The following is a 23,089-nucleotide window of genomic DNA, read 5'->3' as shown; positions in this document are numbered from 1 at the left end:
GAGACAATGTTTCGCGGGAGATGCGGTTTGTAAGTGGGTGGTGGTGGCGAGACAAGCGCTAGGGCTGCACTCTCACAGAGTAGCGAGGGATGAGGTAAAGCATCTTTAATTCGGATTCGTTGTGGGCGATAGGTTTCATATAAAGTATCTTTGAGTCCATCATTTGCAGACCACTCGACGACTTCGTATTCCAACACTACTATGTCGTCTGGAAGAGAGGAAACTGTTTCTGGTTGTGCAACTGTAGTACGTTTTGGCAATTGAACAACAATTGCCTTCGCAGCAGCTTTGATTTTTTCTGAGCGTTCCCACGGAGAACGCTCAGGTAATTGCTCAATCAACGCCAGCAGTTCGGGTAAGTCCAAGGTTTCTGAAATACAAGGGATTTCGCTGGAGTCAGCCGGAACTTTGTCGATCACTGTAATCCGAGTGTCGATAGTTGTCCCATGTTTTGAGTAAACCTTGCCGTTAACCCCGACCGACATTAAAACTCGTGCTTCCGAGTGCCACCTAACAAAAGTCTCTCGCCAGCTTGGGTTAGCCGGAGAAAACCAGTTAGCAGTAATTGTTACCAGCCGTCCACCGTCAGCCAGTCTTTGCAATGCCGAGTTGATGTGGCGAGGAGTTGCGTCGGGGTTGCGACTGTTGATTTTGGGAGATGCAGAGAAAGGTGGATTCATCAGCACAACTGAGGGCTGAGTCTTGCCAACCAGATAGTCGTTAATTTGTTCCGCGTTTACTGAGAATAATGGTGTACCAGGGAATAATCGCCGCAGAATCTTCGTTCTATCGGGTGCAAGCTCGTTGAGCATCAGACTTGCACTGTGCAATTTAGCCATTTGTGCCAATAGACCAGTTCCGGCACTTGGCTCCAAAATCAAATCATCAGCCTTTATAAATCCTGCTTTGGCTACTAGATAAGCAAGCGGCAGAGGGGTGGAGAATTGCTGAAGCTGTACTGACTCTTCACTACGCCGTGTTTGGGTTGGGCAGAGGGCTGTTAATTCTTCTAATTGTTGCACAACCACTTGAGGTTGTTGTGATAAAATCCTAATTCCCAGATTACGCAGATATAAGATTTGCGCTACTTCCACTGCTTCGTAAGCGTCTTTCCACTGCCACGCACCGGACGCAGCAGTGCCTAGAAAATAGCGATTCATCTGGGCTTGGATTGTCCTGATGGAGATAGTCCGTTGCTCAATCAGTGATTTGGTGAGTTCTTGAGCAACGTTGAGGATTGATTGCCCATAATCCAGAACTGTTTCTAGGTCAAACAGAGTTCCTTGCGTGGCTATAAGGCTGACCATATCTATTATATGAATACATCACTTTCGCTTTGGCGTAGCCGTTTGACCGAGAAGATTGGAGATTGGAGATTGAATGTTTTTGGTACAAGCCCAGCAGTCAAGTGGGTGGAATAAATCTAAAAGACGCTACGCACAGTCGCTTTCCGCGTCGCTATCGTCAATTCTCTTATCTTCTCGGCAATCTACAATTGTTTGAGCTAAGGACGGGTTAACTATAATTTTTTTGGTACTTTCCAGTTATCTTGCGTTGCTTGGTGGACTGGTGCTTAGTACTAGTTGAGGCGAATTTCTTAGACGTGGAGGATTTTGCTTTAGTCCGCTTGGGTTTGGTCGGTTGTACTTTGGCAGGTGGGAGTAGTCGGAGTCTGGGCAAAGGGATTATAGCTGCTGGCGTGGGAACAGGATGGTCAGGGGATTGTAGTTCTAAAGTCCAAGGGTCGGAAATATTCTCAAATGCGATCGCCCTTGGAGTAGGTTGTGATGCTGTTGCGGAAACTGTGGGCTGTTCAATAACTGGTGGTTGCCATCCGAATGGCGGTAAGGGTACAACCCACAAACTATCCATGAAATCGAAAACGATCAGCGCAACAAAGCTGATAACGACTGCTTGGATCGTCAGCGTGAGAGTAGCTTGGATATCCATGATTAACTCCAAATGTTTGTGATTTTTCAATGTAGTGAGGCGTTGCAGTTGGGTTTGGTCGTTGCAACTCTCACTCTGGCTTTGGCGTAGCCATATTCCCATTCACAAAACGGGTGATTATGTTTACCCAGAGCATTGAAATCTTCTTAGCAAAGGCTAAGATCCAAAAAGTTACTAATTGCAATAAGCAATGGCAAGCAAAGAAATCCAAGTCCGAGAGTACACTGTCAGAGCGCACAAGCGGGAAATTCATACTCGCGTTTTTAACTTCGTATGTAAGCAGTGTGAACAACCCACACAACGAGAAACCTTTGGAGTTAGACCTCTATATTGCGAGAAATGTCGTCCGCCTCAACCTCCCAAGCAATCGAAAGTAGTCCCTATAGGCAAGAGGAAACCCAGAGCGATGAACTACTTGAGTGGCAAAGGTATTGCTGGGTAAATTTATTTACCTAGCGTCTAAGCATAATCTGGACAGCCAAAACTACATAGTTAACTTTTTGGTTAACTCCATTGCTTTTGGATAAAAATTTGTATTTCCCTACCTTGATAAAGGTTGGCTACTTTTTGTAAATCGGCTATAGCCCTTTGTTTGCCACCTAATGTAAAGTGGGTATCTCCCCGATTGTTGTAGACAGCATCATTTGGATTAAGGCTAACTGCTTGTGTGTAATTAATGATCGCGCTTTAGCAGATCAAGGTGATACCTTTAAAACTTCTTGATTACCAATTTGGCGGATATCGACCTGTTTCCCGCTTTATTGTTAGCAACAGAATATCATCGTCGCTGGGAAATCGAAAATACTATTGATAGATTAGAAATCCACCTTTTAAGGCGTAAAACTCATGATTCCAACCAATGTGTTCTTTCAAAGTATAGACAGTTATCAGTACTGAGGTTATAACTCAAGGGAAATGGACTTTCACAGTAGGGAAGCCAAAACTAAACCTCAAAAATTGGCAACCACAATTAAATGAAGCGACTTGTTGACTTCAGCCTACCTCATAACTACTTCATCCAGCAGTTAGCTAAGTATCCCTCTCTTAAGGTAATTACCCCAACTTCACTTGCAGCACGAGCATTAAAAGTACCACACCACAGCTTAGAAACTCTGGCAAGGCCAAGTCTGATAGAAGCAGGTACTCGAGTTGCACCAATACTAATAGCATTACGCTTGTTGCGTACATCAGTAAGTACAGTTATTCAAACATCTGATATTGAAGGAACTACACGCGCTGTGTCCTCTGCTGTCAAAGCTATATTGCGTGCCGGAATTAATCTAAAATCACTGGCTGCTGCTAATAGTAACCGTACTAAACAACTAGCTCTTTTAACTCAAAAATACGTAAGTTTGCTGAGAGAAGAGGGCATGATAGATCCTGCTGAAGTTCTGTGGAAGGCTAGTGATTTTATTACCAAACGTCAACCAGTTTTAATTTATGGCTACTTTCATCCGCGCATTGACCAACTTAACTTTTTAAATGCGATCGCAGATGATGACAGTGTGATGGTATTGCCTTGTCCAGAGTCTAGCAACTTTGTAGATCCTAAAAAAGCTGTGGAATGGTTACAGCAGAAGGGCTGGGAAGTACAAGCTTTGGAAGAAACTACTCTTTCATTAGGTGAGCAATTGCAAAATTGTTTCCTTAATACAACAATAGTTCCTCCTGATGTCAAAGCCTACATTTATCCACACTTGGAATCAGAGGTACGCGGCACGTTAGCCCAGGTAAAAAATCTTCTCAGCCAAGGAACGCCAGCAAATGAAATTGTACTTATAGCTAGAGATGATACACTTTATGGCCCGTCAGTGTTAGATGTAGCATACGAGTACAAATTACCAGTACGCGCTCTTTATGGAGTACCGTTGAACGCCACTAGGCTGGGAGCTTGGGTGCAGTTACTATTGGAAGTTATCCAAGAAAAATTTTCCTTTGAGTTAACTGCCAGATTGCTTAGGCATCCCTTGTGTTCTTTTTTGTCTGCCCAAGTTTGGCAAGAAGCTCGTAAACATCATCCATCTGACCTTTTGGCATGGCAAAGTTTAGGCATTAACCTTTCCCTGCTCGATTGGCAGTACGAAGATACTCGCGCTAATTGGGTAGAACGGATGCAAGATGTATTGAAGAAGTTTAACTTGCGTCAAGGTGCAGGACGTTGGGCTAGGGAGATTGTTGCTTATTATGAATTTCAGGAAGTGCTGGTGGACTTGTCGAAACCAGAAGAGGAAGCGATCACTTTCGGAGAATTTGCTGCGGATGTTATGGGCAGTTTAGCACTGGTGACTGTGCCTGCCCAACCTGGTAGAGGAGGTGTGGAATTACATACACCCTTTTCCTTATTTGGAGCAAAATTTCAGCACGTTTTTGTCTTGGGTGCAGTAGAAGGCATTTTACCAGCGCCAGTACAAGATGACCCAATATTGGATTTTTATGAACGTAAATTACTGCGCCAACAAGGGTTTGAGTTTGAGGATGCGGCACAAGCGGCGCGAAGAGAAGTAATTTCATTCTATGCTTTACTACAAACTCCTACTCAAAGCTTGACTTTTTCTTACCCGCAGATGATTGGTAAAGAAGCCACTTTACCCAGCCCTTACTTGTCCCGATTGAGATTGGAAATTTTGCAACCTCCACCTTTACCTGTTGCCAGCTTAGAAGAGGCACGACAAATTTATCTTCGACGTGAGACTTTACCAGACGATGATGTTTTACCACAGGCAGTTCATGCTTGGAATGTGGAAAAACGAAGAGAAGGAGCAGACCCTTATGATGAGTACGATGGAGTAATTGGTCTGCCATTAGACCCGGATAGACGAGTATTTAGTGCATCTCAACTAACTGCTTTGGGTCAATGTGCCTTTAAATGGTTTGCTAATAAAGTTTTAAAATTGGCAGAGTTGGAAGAAGCTGAAGAAGAATTAAGTGCAGGATTAAGAGGTTCTCTCTATCACCGTAGCTTGGAACTAGCTTTATTAAATACTTCAGATTTAAGCAGAATTACAGAGAATTTACAATCTGCTTTTGTGCAAGCAGAACAAGACTTACAGTTACCTGTCTTGTCAGCCTGGGAAGCTCGAAGAATAGAACATTTAAAAGTTTTAGAGCGTGCCTGTGTACAACCTGATTTTCGTCAATCAGAGGCAGAGTTTTTCCATGTAGAGAAAGAGTTTAGTGGAGAATGGCATGGCTTAAATATTAAAGGTGTAATTGATAGAATAGACCGCACTCCCCAAGGCTTAGTTTTATTAGATTACAAAACTAGTTCTCAAGTGCCAAAGGGTATCAAAGATGAATCTGGTAAAGCCAATGTAGATATTCAACTACCTCTATATATTCATTTCGCTAGTACAAGCTTATTTCCTGGGGAAACAGTACATGAAGCTTATTATTATTCTGTGACTAAGGGCAAAAAGCTTCCTAAGAAACAACCAAGCCAAGAAACACTAGAAGCGATCGCTCAAAAAATCAAAACTTTCTTGCACACAGGATATTACGCAGTTGAACCGGATGTCGATCAAAATGCCTGTCAATATTGTCCTTACGACTTAGTTTGTCGTAAGGGTTCTCGCCAAAGCCGCAAAGGAATTAACCTATGAGTTTGACTGAACAACAACAAAGAGCAGCCTATGCCAATGGTAATGTTGCAGTCATAGCAGGTGCGGGAACTGGTAAAACCTATATGCTTGCGGAACGCTACTTGTATCATCTGCGGGTGCGTGAGTTTTCACCTTTAGAGATTGTTGCCGTTACATATACAGAAAAAGCAGCTGCGGAGTTGCGATCGCGCATTCGTCTTTTGGTCAGCCAGGAATTACCAGAACGTTCTGACTTATTGGCAGAACTTGAGGCGGCTCAAATTAGTACTATCCACGCTTTAGCAATGCGAATCTGTCGGGAACATCCCCAAGCTGCGGATGTGCCACCTGATTTTACAGTTTTAGATAAACTGGAGGGAATTCTTTGGGTTAGCCAGTGGTTAGATGAAGCATTGGATTCTTTACCTGTAGAGCTTTACGAAAAAATTCCTTATTCTTTGATGTCCCAAAGTTTGCAGGCATTGCTGAAAGACCCAATTGCTGCTGAGAAAGCTCTAGTACAGGGTACTGGAAAATGGCAGCAATTGGCACAGGAGTTACAAACAAAAGCTTTGAATGAGTTATTGCAGCATCTTACTTGGCAACAAGTTCGCATGACTCTACAAACTTATGTGGGACAAGCAAGCGATCGCTTGGAAGTAGAAACCCGTCAACCAGCTTTGCAAGCAATGAATGCTGTAGAGTCGGGAGAAAATATTATAGAATCGCTATTGGTGATAGCTGGACTCAAAATTAATTTTGGTAGTAAAAAGAATTGGGCAGAGGGAGCTTTAGAAATTGTTAAGAAAACTATCAATGAACTGCGAGAATTAGTCCAAAAAGCTTTTAAAGATGGTTTAGTAACTCTAGAATTTGGTGTGACTGATGAGCAGTTAAAGACTATGCTACCAGCACTGCAAGAAGCGTTTAGTTTAGTACAAAAACATATTAATCAAGAGAAACACCGTTCTCGTGTTTTGGACTTTGCAGATTTGGAAGTTGGCGCACTGCGAGCTTTACAGGATGAGCAAGTACAGTTTTATTATGCTCAACGGTGGCAAGCTTTCTTAGTCGATGAATTTCAAGATACTAACCCTGTTCAGTCGGAGATATTACAATTACTCACGCAAAATACTTTACTGACTATAGTTGGGGATGCTAAACAATCAATTTATGGGTTTCGCCGTGCTGATGTTGAAGTATTTCAGAGTTGGCGCGATCGCATTACCAGTTGTGGTGGAAATGAAGAGATTTTAACCACTAGCTTTCGCACTCACAAACTACTGGTGGATGATATTAACAATATATTTGCTCCATTGCTAGGTAATATACACCAAAATTTAGATGCTCATCGCGCAGACTGCCCTAATTCTTACCCACCAGTACAAGTTTATACAGTACAAGCCGAGTCAGACATCAATAAACCTCAGCGTTTAAGAGTAGAAGCTTGTCATATAGCGGAACTACTCAAACAAATGCTAGATGATCAAACTCCGGTTTACGATAAAAAAACTCAGATGCTGCGTCCAATGCTGCCTAGAGATATTGCAATATTGTCTCGCACATGGGAACCGTTGGAAGTTTACGGCGAAGCTTTGGAAAGTGTGGGAATTCCTGTCGCTTTGGCTGGCGGTGGTAATTTACTGGCCACAAGAGAAGCTAAAGATGGTTGGGCATTGTTGCGTTTTTTGGCTGATCCCAGTGACGATTTAGCTTTAGTGGCAGTGCTGCGTAGTCCGTTTTTTGCAGTTAGTGATAGAGTTCTGTTTACTTTCATTCAAAGCCAAGAGCAAAATAAGACCACAGAAAAAGACGAAGAATCGAAAACTAACTGGTGGCAAAAACTAAAATTATCTGATATTCCTGAATTGCAGCGACCAATACTTGTATTGGGTCAACTCTTGCGCGATCGCAATTTAGAACCCCCAACTCGCCTTCTGCAACTAGCAAATCATCTAACTGGTTACACTGCTGTTATTACTAACTTACCGGGTGCAGCACGGCGAGAAGCTGACTGGCGAGGTTTTGTAGAATTAGTACAGCAGTTAGAACATGGCAGTAGTGATGTGTTTGCCGCAGTCCGTCGTCTTAAGCGGTTAGCAGCAGCAGAAATAAAAATACCCCGTTTACCTTTATCAGCTAATGATGCAGTGGCTTTAATGAGTATCCATGCTGCTAAAGGCTTGGAGTGGTCAGTAGTAGTTATTCCTGATTTAGCTCGTTCCCAACCTTATTTCAACGAAACAGTTTACTTTGACCCTACATACGGTGTTGCTTTGAAGCTAGAGGACGAGCAAGGTGAAACTCAAAAGCCTGTGCTATACGTTTGTTTGGAGCATTTGCAAAAACAGAGGGAAGAAGCAGAGGCTTTGCGGTTACTGTATGTAGCTTTAACCCGTGCGCGAGATCAACTAATTCTGACTGCAACCCATGAATCTAGAGGTAGTTTAAATAAGCTAGAACTTGGTTTAGCTGCTGCGGGAATTTCTATAAATACTATTCCTTTTGATTTAGAATTAGCACAACCTCCAGTGCCACCAGAACCACCTTTACCACCAGAACCTCATAGTTTACTAATCAATTCTGTCGGAGCAGGTTTATGTGAATTACCTGTCACTGCTTTAAGTGAGTATGCCCTATGTCCTAAACGGTTTGCTTATCGGTTTATACAAGGTCATCCAGGGATTGGCTCAGGTGTTGGAAGGGCAAGGCGAGTCGGAACTTTGGCACACTTGGCTTTGGAACGGGATATCCGCGACTTAGAAACACTAGCAGGATTTGACATTAGTTTGCCAAAAGAATATGTTGATGAGGCTTTGCAGCTAGCACAGCGATTTGATGAGGTGGCAGATTTTGCCTTGTTTCAAAAAGGGCAGTGGGAGTTGCCTGTAAATTTGAATGTTGGACGCTTGACCTTTAACGGTATTGTTGATTTGTTGGGAGAAGACTGGGTTCTAGATTTCAAAACTGACCAAGAAATAGACCCACAACATCACCGCTTTCAGCTTTGGGCTTATGCACAAGCAACAGGAAGCACTAATGCTCACATAGCTTACCTGCGGCATGATTATTTGCATTCATTTAGCATTGAAGAATTGCAAAACACTGGTCAAGAGGCAGAAATTTTAGTTCAACAGATTTTGGATGGAAATTTCCTGGCTAATTCTTCCCACGCTAATTGCGGCTTTTGTGCATATCAGGAAATTTGCGACGAACGTTATCAAGCAACAGATGACGCAGCAGAGTCAACTGCCTTTCAAATGGCAGACACAGAAACTCAGGATCAGGAAGACAGGGAAACAAATGAAAATTCTTCTTCATCCGCAAAGTTATCGTCTGAGGTGAACACCCAGCCTGAACAACCAAATATTGCTGAATATGAATTAATATCCACAAAAATTAGCAGCTATTTTCCCCAAGCCGCAGAACTGTACTATCGGCTGATTATAGTTCCATGTGATGCCTGCGGCAGGCAAAGCGATCGCACTCAAGAAATCAACTTTGAAAAAATTGCCGAATTCGGTAATAATATATACATAAATGTCAACCTAAAATTGAGTCGAAAGTTACTAGAGTTGACACAACGGCAGCGTTCTTTAAAAGCAGAAGAGTTATTAAGAAAAATAATTGGGAATCCTGATAATAGGGTAATTTTTTTAGAACACTTGGAGATTCTGTTTGATACTTCTCTCAACCTTGACCCATTACAGTGTCTCCAGAAATTAGCCCGCAATCGTACTATTGTGGCTAGATGGCACGGTAATATTGAGAACAATAACTTAATTTATGCTGAATTAGGACATCCTGAGTACCGTCGTTATCCTGTAAAGGATTTTTTAATTGTTAACCTGGAACAGATGGAAGCCAGCTAAAGCTAATAACTAGAGTAAAAATGGTGCTATGAAATACGGTGAGTTAATTCAATTTGAGCCTATTGAGACTGTAATTCAATTACAGGATGCTAGTGAATTAGCTGAGGCAAAGCGACTGGTTTCCACTTATGTAATTTCTCAAGAAATGGCAGATCGTTTAGCATCTGTGGTTTTCCCAAATTTGCAATTTGAGCAGCCTGCTGATAATAAAGGTATTCTGGTTGTAGGAAATTACGGTACTGGTAAGTCGCATTTAATGTCAGTGATAAGTGCGATCGCAGAACATCAAGAACTGTCCAACTATCTGCAAAATCCTCAAGTTGCTGAAAGTACGCGTCCCATTGCTGGTAAGTTCAAGGTGATTCGCATAGAACTGGGTTCGACAACAATGGATTTGCGAGAAGTTGTCTGTTCCCAGCTAGAAGAAGCACTCTTAACTTGGGGGATTGGATTTCAGTTTCCCGCAAGGGATACAATCCCTAATCACAAGGGTGTACTTGAAGATATGATGGCACTTTTTCACACACAGTTTCCTGAGCAAGGTTTGCTGTTTGTGGTGGATGAACTGCTGGACTATTTACGCAGTCGCAAAGACCAAGCGTTAATTCTCGACCTCGCTTTTTTGCGAGAATTGGGCGAAGTTTGCAAAGACTTGAGGTTTCGCATTATTGCAGGTTTGCAAGAAACTTTATTTGATAATCCTCGTTTTGCATTTGTAGCTGATGCAATTCGCCGAGTTAAAGACCGTTTTGAGCAAATATTAATTGCTCGTAGAGATATTAAATATGTAGTTTCAGAACGTCTGTTAAAGAAAACCGCAGATCAACTGACAAAAGTTCGAGAACATTTAACTCCCTTCGCTAAGTTTTACGGCAGCATGAACGAGCGAATGGATGAATTTGTTAGTTTTTTTCCTATACATCCAGATTATATTGATACATTTGAGCGGATTACCGTTGCTGAGAGGCGCGAAGTACTCAAAACTTTGTCTCTAGCAATGCGGAAATTGATTAGCCAGAATGTGCCGCAAGATGCACCAGGTTTAATTGCCTATGATACCTACTGGGACACCCTTAAAGAAAACCCTTCCTTCCGCGCAGTTCCAGATATTCGCGCAGTGATTGATTGTTCTCAGATACTAGAAGGACGCATTCAGCAAGCTTTGACTCGTCCTATTTATAAGCCAATGGCATTGCGAATCATCGCAGCGCTATCAGTACATCGTTTGACAGTGGGGGATATTTACTCGCCTTTAGGTGCAACACCGGATGAACTACGAGATAGTTTATGTCTCTATGATCCAGTAATAGCAGAGTTAGGAGGTGAGCCTGCCGATGATTTACTCTCGCAGATTGAAACGGTGCTGCGAGAAATTCATAAAACGGTTAGTGGCCAGTTTATTTCCTCGAACACTGATAACCGTCAATACTATATTGATTTAAAGAAAACAGATGATTACGATGCTTTAATTGATAAGCGAGCAGAGAGCCTGGATAGTTCACAGCTGGATAAATACTACTATGAGGCTCTCAAACAAATAGTGCCAGAACATCCTGAACAAACTTACAAAACAGGTTCTCGTATTTGGGAACACAAACTGGAGTGGCTCAACAAAAAAGTAATGAGGCAAGGCTATTTATTCTTTGGTACACCTAATGAACGCCCTACAACTACTCCACCACGAGATTTTTATCTATATTTTATTCAGCCTGATGAACCGCCAGACTACACAGATAAAAAGCTTCCTGATGAGGTGTTCTTCAAACTTACTAAGCCAGATAACACCTTCCGGCAAAATTTAGAAAAATATGCTGCTGCATTGGAATTAGCTTTGACTTCATCAGGACAGGCAAAGAGAAGTTACGAGAACAAAGCAAGCGATTATCTCCGAAAAGTGGTCAATTGGCTGCAAGAATATATGAAAACAGCCTTTGAAGTTACTCACCAAGGAAAAACTAAACCTTTCTTGGAGTGGATAAAAGGTACTAGGGTAGCGAGTGGTGCGGGTGCCAATGTACGTGATATTCTTAACACAATTAGTTCTGGCTGTTTAGCTAGCCATTTTGCCGACCAAGCACCAGAGTATCCCACTTTTAGTCAGTTGATGACTAAGGAAAACAGACCTTTGGCAGCACAGGAAGCACTGCGTTATTTCAAGGGTACTAGTAAAACAAAGCAAGCGATCGCAGTTCTGGATGCTTTAGAATTACTTGATGGCGATAAACTTGATGTTCATCGCTCTAAATACGCTAACTATATTTTGTCTCTTCTACAGCAAAAGGGTGCTGGCCAAGTTCTCAACCGTGTAGAAATTATTCAGGATGTGTTGGGTGTGGAGTATATGGCTCCTGGTCAATATCGCCTAGAACCTGAGTGGGTAGTGGTTTTGTTGGCGGCATTAGTTTACAACGGGGATATAGTATTAGCAGTTCCAGGTAACAAGTTTGATGCTAATAATTTGGATATTTTGGTAACTACTTCTGTTGAGGAATTAATTGACTTTAAGCACCTTGAACAACCGAAAGATTGGAATTTACCTGCACTGAGAGCATTATTTGAGCTATTAGGATTGACACCAGGAATGGCTCAGTTGATAACTCAGGGTAAAGATGAAGCAGTTCAAGAATTGCAGAAAGCTGTTACTGAAACAGTTAATCAAATTGTATTAGCACGGCAGAAATTACAAACTGGGTTAATTTTCTGGGGACGGAATCTTTTAACTGATGTATTACAGAATGAATATCGCTCTAATTTAGACCGAACTAAAACTTTTCTGGAGTCACAGCAATCTTTTACTACTCCAGGTAAGCTGAAAAACTTCCGCTATCAAGAGCAAGAAATCACTACACACCGTAGTGGTTTGCAAACCCTGGCAGAAATTACCGCACTGCAAGATTTACTCACTAATCTGGGAGCAATTGCATCTTACCTGACAATAGCCGAGGCAGTGTTACCGAGTGAACATCCTTGGTTAGCTAAAATGCGACAGATGCAGGGAGAAATTCTGACAGATATCTTAAATCCCCAGAAGCGTTCTGCGGTTAGTTTTCGCCAGCAAACCTTACAAAAACTCACAGAACTGAAGCAGAATTACATCCAAAATTACATGGCATTGCATACCAGTGCGCGATTGGGTGTAAATGAAGACAGGCTCAAAGTACAATTGCTTCAAGATGTGCGATCGCACAGTTTACAGAAATTGACGACAATAGATTTAATGCCGGCTAGTCAGTTCCGAGATTGGCAAAATAATCTGGCAAGTTTGAAAACTTGTGCAGTATTGACTGAACAGGAATTGCAAGCCACAGCGATTTGTCCCCACTGTCAGTTTAAACCAGCAACTGAGGCAATAGACATACTTGCTAGCAGTGAGTTAGGGGATATTGAAACAGAGCTAGACCAAATTTTGGCTAACTGGACGCAGACGCTACTGGCAAATTTAGAAGACCCGACAACGCAAGAAAATTTGAATTTACTCAAAACTGAGCAAAGACAGTTAGTAGATGGGTTTTTGGCATCACGGATTCTACCTAATCCATTGACAAACGAGTTTATTCATGCAGTTAAGGAAGTCCTTTCCGGTTTGGCGAAAGTGGTAGTGAAGACGCAAGACTTACAAAAAGTTTTACTTGCAGGTGGTTCACCTTGTACTGTACAAGAAATGAAGAAGCGTTTTGATGATTATCTTGGCGACCTTGCAAGAGGTAAGGATTTAAGTAAGGTCAGGATTGTTGTTGAATAAAATAACCCCAGGCTTAACTCCCTTCTAGCTTCCTGGTAGGGGGAGTTTATTCTGAGAGAATTTTCTCTAGGAATTGGGAGTGCTTGAGAGAAGACAATATAAACCAAAGCAGAGTCATCAAATGGAAGGACAGCAATTACCACTAGATATTCAACTTAATACAAATTCTGAAGAAAAAGGTGCAGTTGAGTGCCTTGGTATGACTTTTGAAAGTGATGAGGCACGCCGAGCTTATTTTATAGAAAAGTTGCGTGAGAAATTACAAGATCCAGAATTTCGCCAGATAGAGGGATTTCCTATTGGTGAAGATGAAGATATTTTAGCGCTTTCTGATCCACCTTACTATACTGCCTGTCCTAATCCTTTTATTGAAGATTTTATTAATTATTGGAATCTAGAAAAAGATAATAACTCTTCTTCTGACACTGATGAATATCATCGGGAACCTTTCGCCGCAGATGTAAGTGAAGGGAAAAACGACCCGATTTATAATGCTCATTCCTATCATACGAAAGTGCCGCATAAGGCGATTATGCGTTATATTCTGCACTACACAGAACCGGGTAATATTATTTTTGATGGGTTTTGTGGGACTGGAATGACGGGTGTTGCAGCACAGTTGTGTGGTGATAAAGCAACAGTGGAATCTTTGGGTTATAAGGTGCAGACTGATGGCACTATTTTAGATGAAGAAGGTAAAACTTTTTCTAAATTAGGTGCTAGACGGGCAATTTTAAATGACCTTTCGCCAGCAGCTACATTTATTGCTTACAACTATAATACGCCTGTTGATGTAGTAGAGTTTGAAAAAGAAGCAAAGCTGATATTAGCTGAAGTGGAAAAAGAATGCGGCTGGATGTATTTAACGCTGCACAATCCCAACCCAGAACAGATTGGAAGAGGAGTTTCACTACTTAAAGAATCTAATAATCTACAAGTTGATATTCAAAATAGCAGATTATCTTTTGGAAAAATTAATTACACCGTTTGGTCTGATGTTTTTACCTGCCCTGAATGTGCTGATGAGGTAGTATTTTGGGAAGTAGCTATAGATAAAGCGGCTGGTAAGGTGCTTGATGATTTTCCATGTCCTCAGTGCAATGCTCAATTAAAAAAACGTAACATGGAGCGAACTTGGATTACTCGGTTTGATTCGGTTATTAATCAAAATGTTAAACAGGCAAAGCAAGTACCTGTTTTGATTATTTATAACTTAGGGAATAAACGTTTTGAAAAGATTCCTGATAAATTTGATTTAGCATTAATTCAAAAACATGAAAATACTGACATTCCTTACTGGGTTCCAACTGATATTCTTCCAAAAGGATACAATACAGAACAGCCCAGAAATTCTCATGGTGTTACTCATGCCCATCACTTTTACACTACAAGAAACTTGCATATTTTAACGTTATTTATAGAAAAATTACATAGAGCTAAACTAAACCAACGCAAGTTATTTATCTTAACAGGAGCTATTCCTGACTTGATAAAGTGTGCCAGATTAAGAATTGGTGCTTATTTTCATGGAGGTAGAGGTGTAGTATCGGCTGGAGTATCAGGCACTTTATATATACCAAGCTTATCTATTGAAAAAAGCGTTTTGTTTGGAATTAATAATCGCTTTAAAACTTTTCAATCTATTTTTAATAAAAAAAATATTGAGAGATTGCAGATAATAGGAACTGAATCTACTAGTAATTTTAATGCTCCAGATAATACAGTAGATTATATTTTTACAGATCCACCCTTTGGTGGTAACTTAATGTATTCTGAACTTAATTTTATATGGGAAGTATGGCTAAAAGTCCTGACTAATAATAAACCAGAAGCAATAGAAAATAAAACTCAAGGCAAAGGTATTGCAGAATATCAAGATTTAATGGGTAGGTGCTTTCATGAATATTATAGAGTTCTTAAGCCTGGTCGTTGGATGACAGTAGAATTTCACAACTCTCATAACAGTATATGGAATGCAATTCAAGAAGCAATGCAATATGCAGGTTTTGTCATTGCAGATGTACGAACTTTGGATAAAAAACAAAGTTCTTTTAAACAAGTTACTAGCAGTAATGCTACAAAACAAGACCTGATTCTTTCTGCTTATAAACCCATAACCACCTTTGAAGAAAAGTTTAAGCTAGAAGCAGGAACCGAAGAAGCTTGTTGGGAATTTATTCGCAACCATTTACAAAAACTTCCCAGATTCGTTCCTAAAGATGGAAAAGCAGAAACAATCGCAGAACGCCAAAATTATTTATTATTTGACCGCATGGTAGCATTCCATATCCAACGTGGTGCTACAGTTCCCCTATCTGCTTCTGAATTCTACGCCGGACTCGCACAACGTTTTACTAACCGGGACGAAATGTATTTTCTCCCTGAACAAGTAGCAGAATACGATAAAAAACGCTTGACGGTAAAAGAAATTCTCCAGTTAGAATTGGTCATCGTCAATGAAGAAACTGCTATCCAGTGGTTAAGGCAAGAACTTACTAAAAAACCGCAATCTCGTCAAGATATTTTCAATCCATTTATGCGGTCAAAAGTTGCATGGCCAAAATTAGAAAATTCTTTAGAACTGGATGAAATTTTAGATCAAAACTTCTTGTGTTATGAAGGTAAAGGTCCGATTCCTAAACAAATAGTTTCTTGGCTAAAACAGTCTTCAATTCACCGGGATAAAATTTATAAAATTGAAGGAAATTTACCACCTGATGCTATTGGGCTGGAAACAGATGATCCTACTATTATCAGAGATGCTAAAGATAAATGGTATGTACCCGATCCATACCAAGCGATAGATTTAGAAAAATTACGAGAAAAATCTTTACTGAGAGAGTTTGAAGAATATCGCCAAAGTAAGCAGAAAAAACTCACAAAATTTCGTCTTGAAGCTGTCCTGGCTGGATTTGCGAAAGCATGGAAAGATAAACATCCTCAAATAATTGTTGATGTTGCGAATAAAATACCTGAGAATATGCTGCAAGAAGACCAAAAATTACTTAGGTTTTATGATAACGCTCTTAACAGATTAGAGGAATAAGATAATTTTGGATTCTGCGTTGTAAGTTATTGCAGAGAAGTTATATCTCTTATTCGGTGGGTATTACCTGCCCTTTCATAGATAGATGCAAATAAATAGTAAAAAATACTACATTATTTGTGTCTAACCCACCCTAATTACGAGGTATATACGTATAATATGTAGCAGTATTTTCCGGGTAAAACCTTATTATCTATGCTCACCCAAGTACTGCAAACTTACCCCCAGCCTATCGCTTACGCTTATGCCAATATTTATCGTACCCTTTCTCCAGCAGGAAAATTAGACCAAATTCTGCGTTGTGCAGAAGTTACCACCCGTTATCTTTGTGCGTTAGCCATAGCATCCTTCGCTGCACGAGAAGATAAAGCAGTCTTACCACCTCAAGCTTTAGCAGAATTTCGTGGAAATTTAGCTTTTGGTCACTTTCTCAGTGTTCTCCAAGCTGTTCCTAGTCTGAAAACTCCCCATCCACTACAAGGTTTATTTTCTCAATGCCTCCAAAGCAAAAGAAGTCTAGCCAAAGGCAAATTAGAAATCTTGCTGGAACAGAGAAATAAAATAGGTCACGACTTAAGAGGCTTAAATGAAACCAGTGCCAACACAACTTTAAATACAGAAAACCCATTAGCAACTCTGGAAGAGGTATTACAAGGAATTCTCCCTCTCTGTGAGTTGCCTTTATTTTTAGTTGATGCTCATAAGCGCAAGCAAAAAACTACCCATATCATTCGCTTGTTGTTGATGGGAGAACAAGGCGAACCTATGCCAGAGGAGGTTGCAGTTTCAGACTTGTTTTCAGACGAAAAAAGGTTGTATATCGGCACAGCAGAAGGCGCACTTTTACTTTACCCGATGTTGGTGTGGGGTTTAGAACGCGATCGCGCAGCCCAAGGTATATACCTTATAGATAAAATCGCTACAGAAAAACTTAACTATAAATCCTTAGTAGCCTTCAGTCAACCCACAGAACCACCAATGCCAGATGATTTGCTGCGAGTACTAGAAGGTGAATCTGTGCCAATTGAGACTATTATGCTGCATGACGGCAGGAGTTTTTTAGAGGCTTGGAAAGAACGGCGAGAACTTATTATCACTGGTAAAGCAAATATTTCTCTAAACGTAGAATGGACTGACTTAGACAAGCAAACTTTGCAATGGTACAGCAGTATTTTAAAGACAAAGGTTGATTTAGATAGCTTAAATGCTCAAGGAATAAATATTAACTGGAACAACTCAATAGAGGTGATTCGCCAAATACTGCTTGATGGACGGGGAGAATTAACACCCGATGATTTGCACCAATTAACCCTGCTATTTGGCAATAGTAAAGAAATTCACCGCAAAATCGGACGAGAAATTCTCGACTTACGCGCAAGATTAATAACTGAAGGACGTTGGGATCAACGGGAGGAATTAACAGACAACGTACTCCAAGGACTACGGAAAGCAATTGATTTTATTACTCAACACAACCCGATTGAAGGGTTATCTACAGAAAATCTCCAACAATCAACAGGTTCTGCTGATTATATCGCTGTCCGCGAAGCTTTAATTAACTTAATTATTCACCAGGATTATACAGACCAACGCACTGTGGCACAAATCGAACTTGAACCACACCGTACAATTATGGTCAATGCAGGTGCATCACTAGTATCACAGGAAGACCTGATGAATGGTGGAACCAGCACCGCCCGTAACCCACTAATTGCTCGTGCTTTGAAATTAATAGGTTTTGCCGAACTTGGTGGTTCTGGTTTGCGGGAAGTCTCCCGTGTTTGGCGCAATGCTAAACGCCGTCCTCCAATTGTGCTAACAGATGAACAACACAACCGCTTCCGTATCGAACTTGATTCTCGTCCGTTAAAAATTATCGCCGATACTTTTTGGAAACAGCGTTTGGGAGCTACTGTTACCCCCGAAGCTGCAAAAATTCTGGGACTTTTGGGTAATGCTCCTGCGGGAATGACTCTTGCCGCTATTTGTTCAGGGACAGGTACTAACAGCGAAGATGTAATAGTAATGTGTCAATCTCTCCAAAAAGATATGCTGATTGACTTTGAAGCTGAGGTGTACCATCTCAAACCTCATTTACAAGATTTAGCGAGAGAGGCACCATGATGGATGGTGCTTGGTTGTGGAGTGAAGAACATCGCCAATTATGCAAAATTATTGAAACCCAAACCCTTTGGGGTAATACCTTCCATCGCATCTGGCTACCCAACCAAGAAACAGTAGTTCGCGTTCGCGCAGATACACTAAAACCCCTATCCGTTGCAGGAATCACCACTCCAGCAGGCATTGCCTACATTGCCACATCTGCCCGCATTGCAGATGCGCTAACTCAAGATGTACTCCTAGCACCAATTGAATCTGCTGTTATTCCCTTACCGCATCAAATCAAAGCATTATCAAAAGCAGTTTCCACTAATAGCGTTCGCTACCTTCTAGCTGATGAAGTTGGACTGGGTAAAACCATAGAAGCTGGGCTAATTATGCGGGAACTGAAACTGCGGGGAATGGTGCGACGTATCTTGATAGTTGCCCCCAAAGGTTTAGTCAGCCAGTGGGTAAGCGAAATGCGGCTGCATTTTAATGAAGAATTTCAGCTAATCCTTCCCGAAGACATCAAAACTTTGCAGCGTCTGTATAGCAACCCAGAAAACCAAAATCCGTGGAATCTTTTTAACCAAGTAGTTTGTCCAATGGACTCAGTAAAACCAATGGATAAACGCCGGGGCTGGACAAAAGAACAACTAGCAGAATATAACCGCGATCGCTTTGAAGATTTAATCGCCGCAGCTTGGGATTTAGTCATAGTAGACGAAGCCCATCGTTTAGGCGGTAGTAGCGACCAAGTTGCCCGTTATAAACTCGGTCAAGGACTATCAGAAGCTGCACCTTACTTTCTAATGCTTTCTGCCACACCGCATCAAGGCAAAACCGATGCTTTTTATCGTCTCATTTCTCTGTTAGATCCTGTTGCCTTCCCCGATATTTCCAGCGTCACGCGAGAACGGGTACAACCTTACGTTATTCGTACCGAAAAACGCCGTGCCATAAACGCCCAAGGAGAACCTTTATTTAAACCAAGACAAACTCAGCTTATACCAGTTTCGTGGTCAGTAAAACATCGCCAGCACCGCCAACTTTACGAAGCAGTTACCGACTACGTGCGTGAAGGTTACAACCAAGCACTAAAACAGAAAAAAAGTTATGTTGGCTTTTTAATGATTTTAATGCAACGGTTAGTAACATCTTCCACCCATGCCATTCGCACCACTTTAGAAAGGCGGTTAGAAGTCCTGCGCGAACCAGAAGAACAGTTAACCCTCTTCCCTATGTTTGCGGCGGAGGAATGGTCAGAAATGGACGGACAGGAACAGGTTGATTCACTCCTGACAACCCGACTCAAAGCATTTAAAAACGAAAAAGCCGAGGTGGAATTATTACTAGAAGCTGCCAAACTGACAGAAGCCGCAGGTGCAGACCCCAAGGCGGAAGAGTTACTAGACTGGATTTATCGCTTGCAACAGGAAGAAAGCGACCCTGACATCAAAGTTCTGATTTTTACTGAATTTGTTCCCACCCAAAAAATGCTGCGGGAATTTTTAACTCAGCGCGGTATTTCTGTAGTTTGTCTCAACGGTTCAATGGGGATGGAGGAACGCAAACAAGTTCAAGAAGCCTTTGCCAAAGATGTTCGCATTTTAATTTCCACTGATGCTGGTGGAGAAGGATTAAACTTACAGTTCTGCCACGTAGTCGTTAATTACGATATTCCCTGGAACCCTATGCGATTGGAACAGCGCATTGGTAGGGTAGACCGAATTGGACAAACTTTTTCCGTCCGCGCTTTGAACTTCGTGTTTGAAGATACCGTAGAATATCGCGTCCGTGAGGTACTGGAAGAAAAGCTGGCAGTTATTCTTAGCGAATTTGGTGTAGACAAAACTGGCGATGTCCTGGATTCAACACAAGCCGGACTGATATTTGACGACTTGTATATCGAAACCCTGATCAACCCAGAAAGCTTAGATACCAAAGTTCAAGAAGTTGTTAGTCGAGTACAACAACAGCTTGTAGTAGCCAAAGAAAGTACAGCAATTTACCAAACAAACGAGGAACTAGATCCTACCGCCGCACAACAACTGATAGATCATCCCATTCCCCACTGGGTTGAACGGATGACCATCAATTATTTGCGATCGCATGGTGGCATAGCTGAAAAACAAGGTGACACTTGGAATTTAACTTTACCTACAGGTGAACAGTTAAAAAACACTGTGTTTAATGCAACACAAGCAACAGTCACACCCAATGCCCAACACTTAACCTTAGAAGATTCTCAAATTCGAGGCATGGTTATGGCGAAACAAGTTTTCGCCGAAGGGCAACCCATCCCTTGTATTTCCATCCCAGGCTTACCAGAAGATGTCCAAGGATTTTGGTCACTGTGGCGAATAGCCATTTATACCGAAGATTGGAATCAGCAAAGGATGATGCCCTTATTTCTTAATGATGATGGGCGAGTTTTCTTACCTACAGCCCGTTATATTTGGGAACAATTATTAACAGAGGAAGTGGAGATTCAAAAACACCTCTGTGGAGAAGAAGCAACAAAAGCATTTGGCATAGTTTGGGAAACAGCATTAGTTCAAGGTAAGGGCATTTATGAGGAACTGCTACGGAAACATCACCAACAGCTTGAGAAAGAACGTGAAAAAAATATGTACGCTTTTGCAGCAAGACGACGTGCGATAGAACGTATTGGACTACCTCAAGTGAGAGATTACAGATTGACGCAGCTGGCCCAAGAGGAACAAACTTGGCGTAAAGCGATGCAGCAAAAATCTGAAATCACACCGGAATTAATACCCTTGTTGCTAATGCGCGTGGAGAATTATTCGTGAATTGGCGTAATCAAATTTTAAAAGAATTTACACCACAGGTAGCAAATCTGACGTTAGTTGCAGATCCAGACGGCTTGCTAACGGAAGCAGAGATGCTGCAAACAATACAAGCACGAGGTTTTGAAATAGTCCCTTTTGAGGATGCGATCGCCTTCCGCTACATCTACGAATCCCAATATCGTCCCCAGCAAGAACAAGGTGCAGCGTTAGATTTAGTAGTTGTTGTCAACAAGGATACACAAGAGTTACGCTTGCTGCCCTATGACTTAGTAGAAGCAGGACGGCAGCTTGCTTTCAGTATAGGCAGTTTATTTCCCCATCTTAGCTACAGCGTAGTTAATTCCCTAGACCGCAGCAATTTTGATGCCCTATATCAAGCACAGACACAACATAAGCCAGAACAATTAGGTGAAAATGCTACTAAGGATTTTATTCTACGCTATGTTTACAACATTGATCCCGACTTAATCCAGCAAACATCTGATTTACTGCTAATTCTTTTGCGTTGGCACTATCGGGGACAAAGATTACCAAAGATTTTATGCGATCGCTTCATTCAAACTCTACGCGATCGCCAATTATTTTCCACCTTACCCCTAGAAACGATCATTTGCGATCGCCAAGCTTTCTTTGCCTTTTTGCAGCAAGCTTGGCCAGAATTTGTTCGTCAGCACCTAGTAAAGTCAAGCCAAGTTTCTGAAGCAACTAGTACTTACGCCACTGTAACTAAATTGCCTTTCGACAATCAAGATATTCGCATTTACATCAACCATCTTTTCTTAGAAGGTTATCTCCAGCCTATAGACGCTGACAAACTAAAAATAACAACCACAAGCTTGGAGTCAAATTCTTGGATAAAAGTGGGTTTAAGTTTTGACCCAAACGTTGACCAACGCAGACGCTTACAAGGTTTATTAGAATCTCTAGACTCATCCATTCCTTCCAGTGATGCCAAGCACCCAGATTGGCTGAAATTTAGTGAAGCGTGGGCAAAATTGATAGTTTTGTGGCATCAAGACAAAATATCAGATTTTTATGCACACTTTCTTACCCTGCAAGAAAAGGTAGACAATTCCTTTTTTAGCTGGATAAATTCGCGCTATGGCACACTTTACAGTCAGCCACCAAGTTCGCCTGTGATGTTACACCAAATTCCGCGTTTTTTAAGACGAAATTTGGAAGCATCGAAAACCAATAAAGTAGCACTAATAGTATTAGATGGTCTAGCTTTAGACCAGTGGTTAGTGCTGAAAAACGTGCTGCTTGCACAACGTCCTCAGTTAAAGTTTAAGGACGAAACAGTATTTGCATGGCTACCAACCATCACTTCCATCTCTAGGCAAGCAATATTTGCAGGGAAACCTCCGATTCTTTTTCCCAATAGCCTTGAAACAACAGCTAAAGAAGAACAACTCTGGAAGCAATTCTGGACTGATCAAGGCTTCAATCCCACTGAAGTTGCCTATGCTAAGGGGCTGGGCGAAACAGATAGTCTTTCACTGGTAGAAGAAAAACTATCCTCTAAATTACGGATAATAGGTTTGGTGGTCGATAAAGTCGATAAAATCATGCACGGGATGCAACTTGGTACTGCGGGGATGCACAACCAAGTACGCCAATGGGCAGAACTGGCATGGATGGCGAATTTGATAGACTTGTTGCTGGCACAAAAATTTCAAATTTTTCTGACATCTGACCACGGTAACATTGAGGCAACTGGTATTGGACAGCCCAGAGAAGGTGCGATCGCTGATTTACGTGGAGAAAGAGTAAGAATATACTCAGATTCTATTTTGAGGGCAAAAGTTAAAAGTGAATTCCCCAATGTAATTGAGTGGCAACCTTTGGGATTACCAGAAAAATATTTACCGCTTCTAGCACCGGGTCGGCAAGCTTTTATTCAAGAAGGGAAACAAATTGTTGCTCATGGTGGTATTTCTGTTGAAGAGTTAGTAGTACCATTTATTAGCGTTTCAGTTTGATCC

Annotated in this window: 9 protein-coding genes and 1 pseudogene; 8 read left to right on the top strand and 2 right to left on the bottom strand. The window is 41.4% G+C overall.

Annotated features, from left to right (window positions below; translation table 11 throughout):
* Together H6G86_RS30140 and H6G86_RS30135 are read right to left on the bottom strand one after the other, a co-directional pair.
* Positions 1 to 1,307, bottom strand: a pseudogene (locus H6G86_RS30140) (methylase); the annotation flags it as partial.
* Between the two features lie 208 nt (positions 1,308 to 1,515).
* Positions 1,516 to 2,052: a hypothetical protein gene (locus tag H6G86_RS30135; protein ID WP_242065038.1), complete on the bottom strand. Its 537-nt coding sequence runs from the start codon at positions 2,050 to 2,052 to the stop codon at positions 1,516 to 1,518.
* An 88-nt stretch (positions 2,053 to 2,140) separates the two neighbouring features.
* Between H6G86_RS30135 and H6G86_RS30130 the strand changes: the two genes are divergently transcribed.
* The 8 genes from H6G86_RS30130 (at position 2,141) to pglZ (ending at position 23,086) form a co-directional block, all read left to right on the top strand.
* Complete coding sequence (locus H6G86_RS30130; RefSeq protein ID WP_190937391.1) at positions 2,141 to 2,392, top strand: hypothetical protein; 252 nt, start codon at positions 2,141 to 2,143, stop codon at positions 2,390 to 2,392.
* Between the two features lie 532 nt (positions 2,393 to 2,924).
* On the top strand, positions 2,925 to 5,549 hold the full coding sequence (locus H6G86_RS30125) for a PD-(D/E)XK nuclease family protein (RefSeq protein ID WP_190937390.1): 2,625 nt from the start codon (positions 2,925 to 2,927) through the stop codon (positions 5,547 to 5,549).
* Entirely contained in the window at positions 5,546 to 9,400 is a 3,855-nt protein-coding gene (brxF, locus tag H6G86_RS30120; protein ID WP_190937389.1) for a BREX-3 system P-loop-containing protein BrxF, read from the top strand. Before H6G86_RS30125 ends, brxF begins: the two co-directional genes overlap by 4 nt.
* Before the next feature lie 28 nt (positions 9,401 to 9,428).
* Entirely contained in the window at positions 9,429 to 13,142 is a 3,714-nt protein-coding gene (locus H6G86_RS30115; protein WP_190937388.1) for a DUF6079 family protein, read from the top strand.
* 121 nt (positions 13,143 to 13,263) lie between these two features.
* Positions 13,264 to 16,188: a DNA methyltransferase gene (locus H6G86_RS30110; protein WP_190937387.1), complete on the top strand. Its 2,925-nt coding sequence runs from the start codon at positions 13,264 to 13,266 to the stop codon at positions 16,186 to 16,188.
* A 195-nt stretch (positions 16,189 to 16,383) separates the two neighbouring features.
* Complete coding sequence (locus H6G86_RS30105) at positions 16,384 to 18,312, top strand: ATP-binding protein (protein WP_190937386.1); 1,929 nt, start codon at positions 16,384 to 16,386, stop codon at positions 18,310 to 18,312.
* Positions 18,309 to 21,104: a DEAD/DEAH box helicase gene (locus H6G86_RS30100; RefSeq protein WP_190937385.1), complete on the top strand. Its 2,796-nt coding sequence runs from the start codon at positions 18,309 to 18,311 to the stop codon at positions 21,102 to 21,104. Before H6G86_RS30105 ends, H6G86_RS30100 begins: the two co-directional genes overlap by 4 nt.
* A complete protein-coding gene (gene pglZ / locus H6G86_RS30095; RefSeq protein WP_190937384.1) occupies positions 21,101 to 23,086 on the top strand; it encodes a BREX-3 system phosphatase PglZ in 1,986 nt (661 codons plus the stop codon). The genes H6G86_RS30100 and pglZ overlap by 4 nt, the downstream gene beginning before the upstream one ends.
* Positions 23,087 to 23,089: the final 3 nt, after the last annotated feature.

This window comes from Nostoc sp. FACHB-133, from assembly GCF_014698055.1.
In the GTDB taxonomy this organism is placed as follows: Bacteria; Cyanobacteriota; Cyanobacteriia; order Cyanobacteriales; family Nostocaceae; genus Nostoc.
This window is presented reverse-complemented; position numbering and strand designations above follow the sequence as displayed.

Excerpts from the sequence above, each read along its gene's own strand:
- H6G86_RS30135 (WP_242065038.1), bottom strand. The coding sequence starts at position 2,052 with ATGGGAATATGGCTACGCCAAAGCCAGAGTGAGAGTTGCAACGACCAA.
- H6G86_RS30130 (WP_190937391.1), top strand. The coding sequence starts at position 2,141 with ATGGCAAGCAAAGAAATCCAAGTCCGAGAGTACACTGTCAGAGCGCAC.
- H6G86_RS30125 (WP_190937390.1), top strand. The coding sequence starts at position 2,925 with ATGAAGCGACTTGTTGACTTCAGCCTACCTCATAACTACTTCATCCAG.
- brxF (WP_190937389.1), top strand. The coding sequence starts at position 5,546 with ATGAGTTTGACTGAACAACAACAAAGAGCAGCCTATGCCAATGGTAAT.
- H6G86_RS30115 (WP_190937388.1), top strand. The coding sequence starts at position 9,429 with ATGAAATACGGTGAGTTAATTCAATTTGAGCCTATTGAGACTGTAATT.
- H6G86_RS30110 (WP_190937387.1), top strand. The coding sequence starts at position 13,264 with ATGGAAGGACAGCAATTACCACTAGATATTCAACTTAATACAAATTCT.
- H6G86_RS30105 (WP_190937386.1), top strand. The coding sequence starts at position 16,384 with ATGCTCACCCAAGTACTGCAAACTTACCCCCAGCCTATCGCTTACGCT.
- H6G86_RS30100 (WP_190937385.1), top strand. The coding sequence starts at position 18,309 with ATGATGGATGGTGCTTGGTTGTGGAGTGAAGAACATCGCCAATTATGC.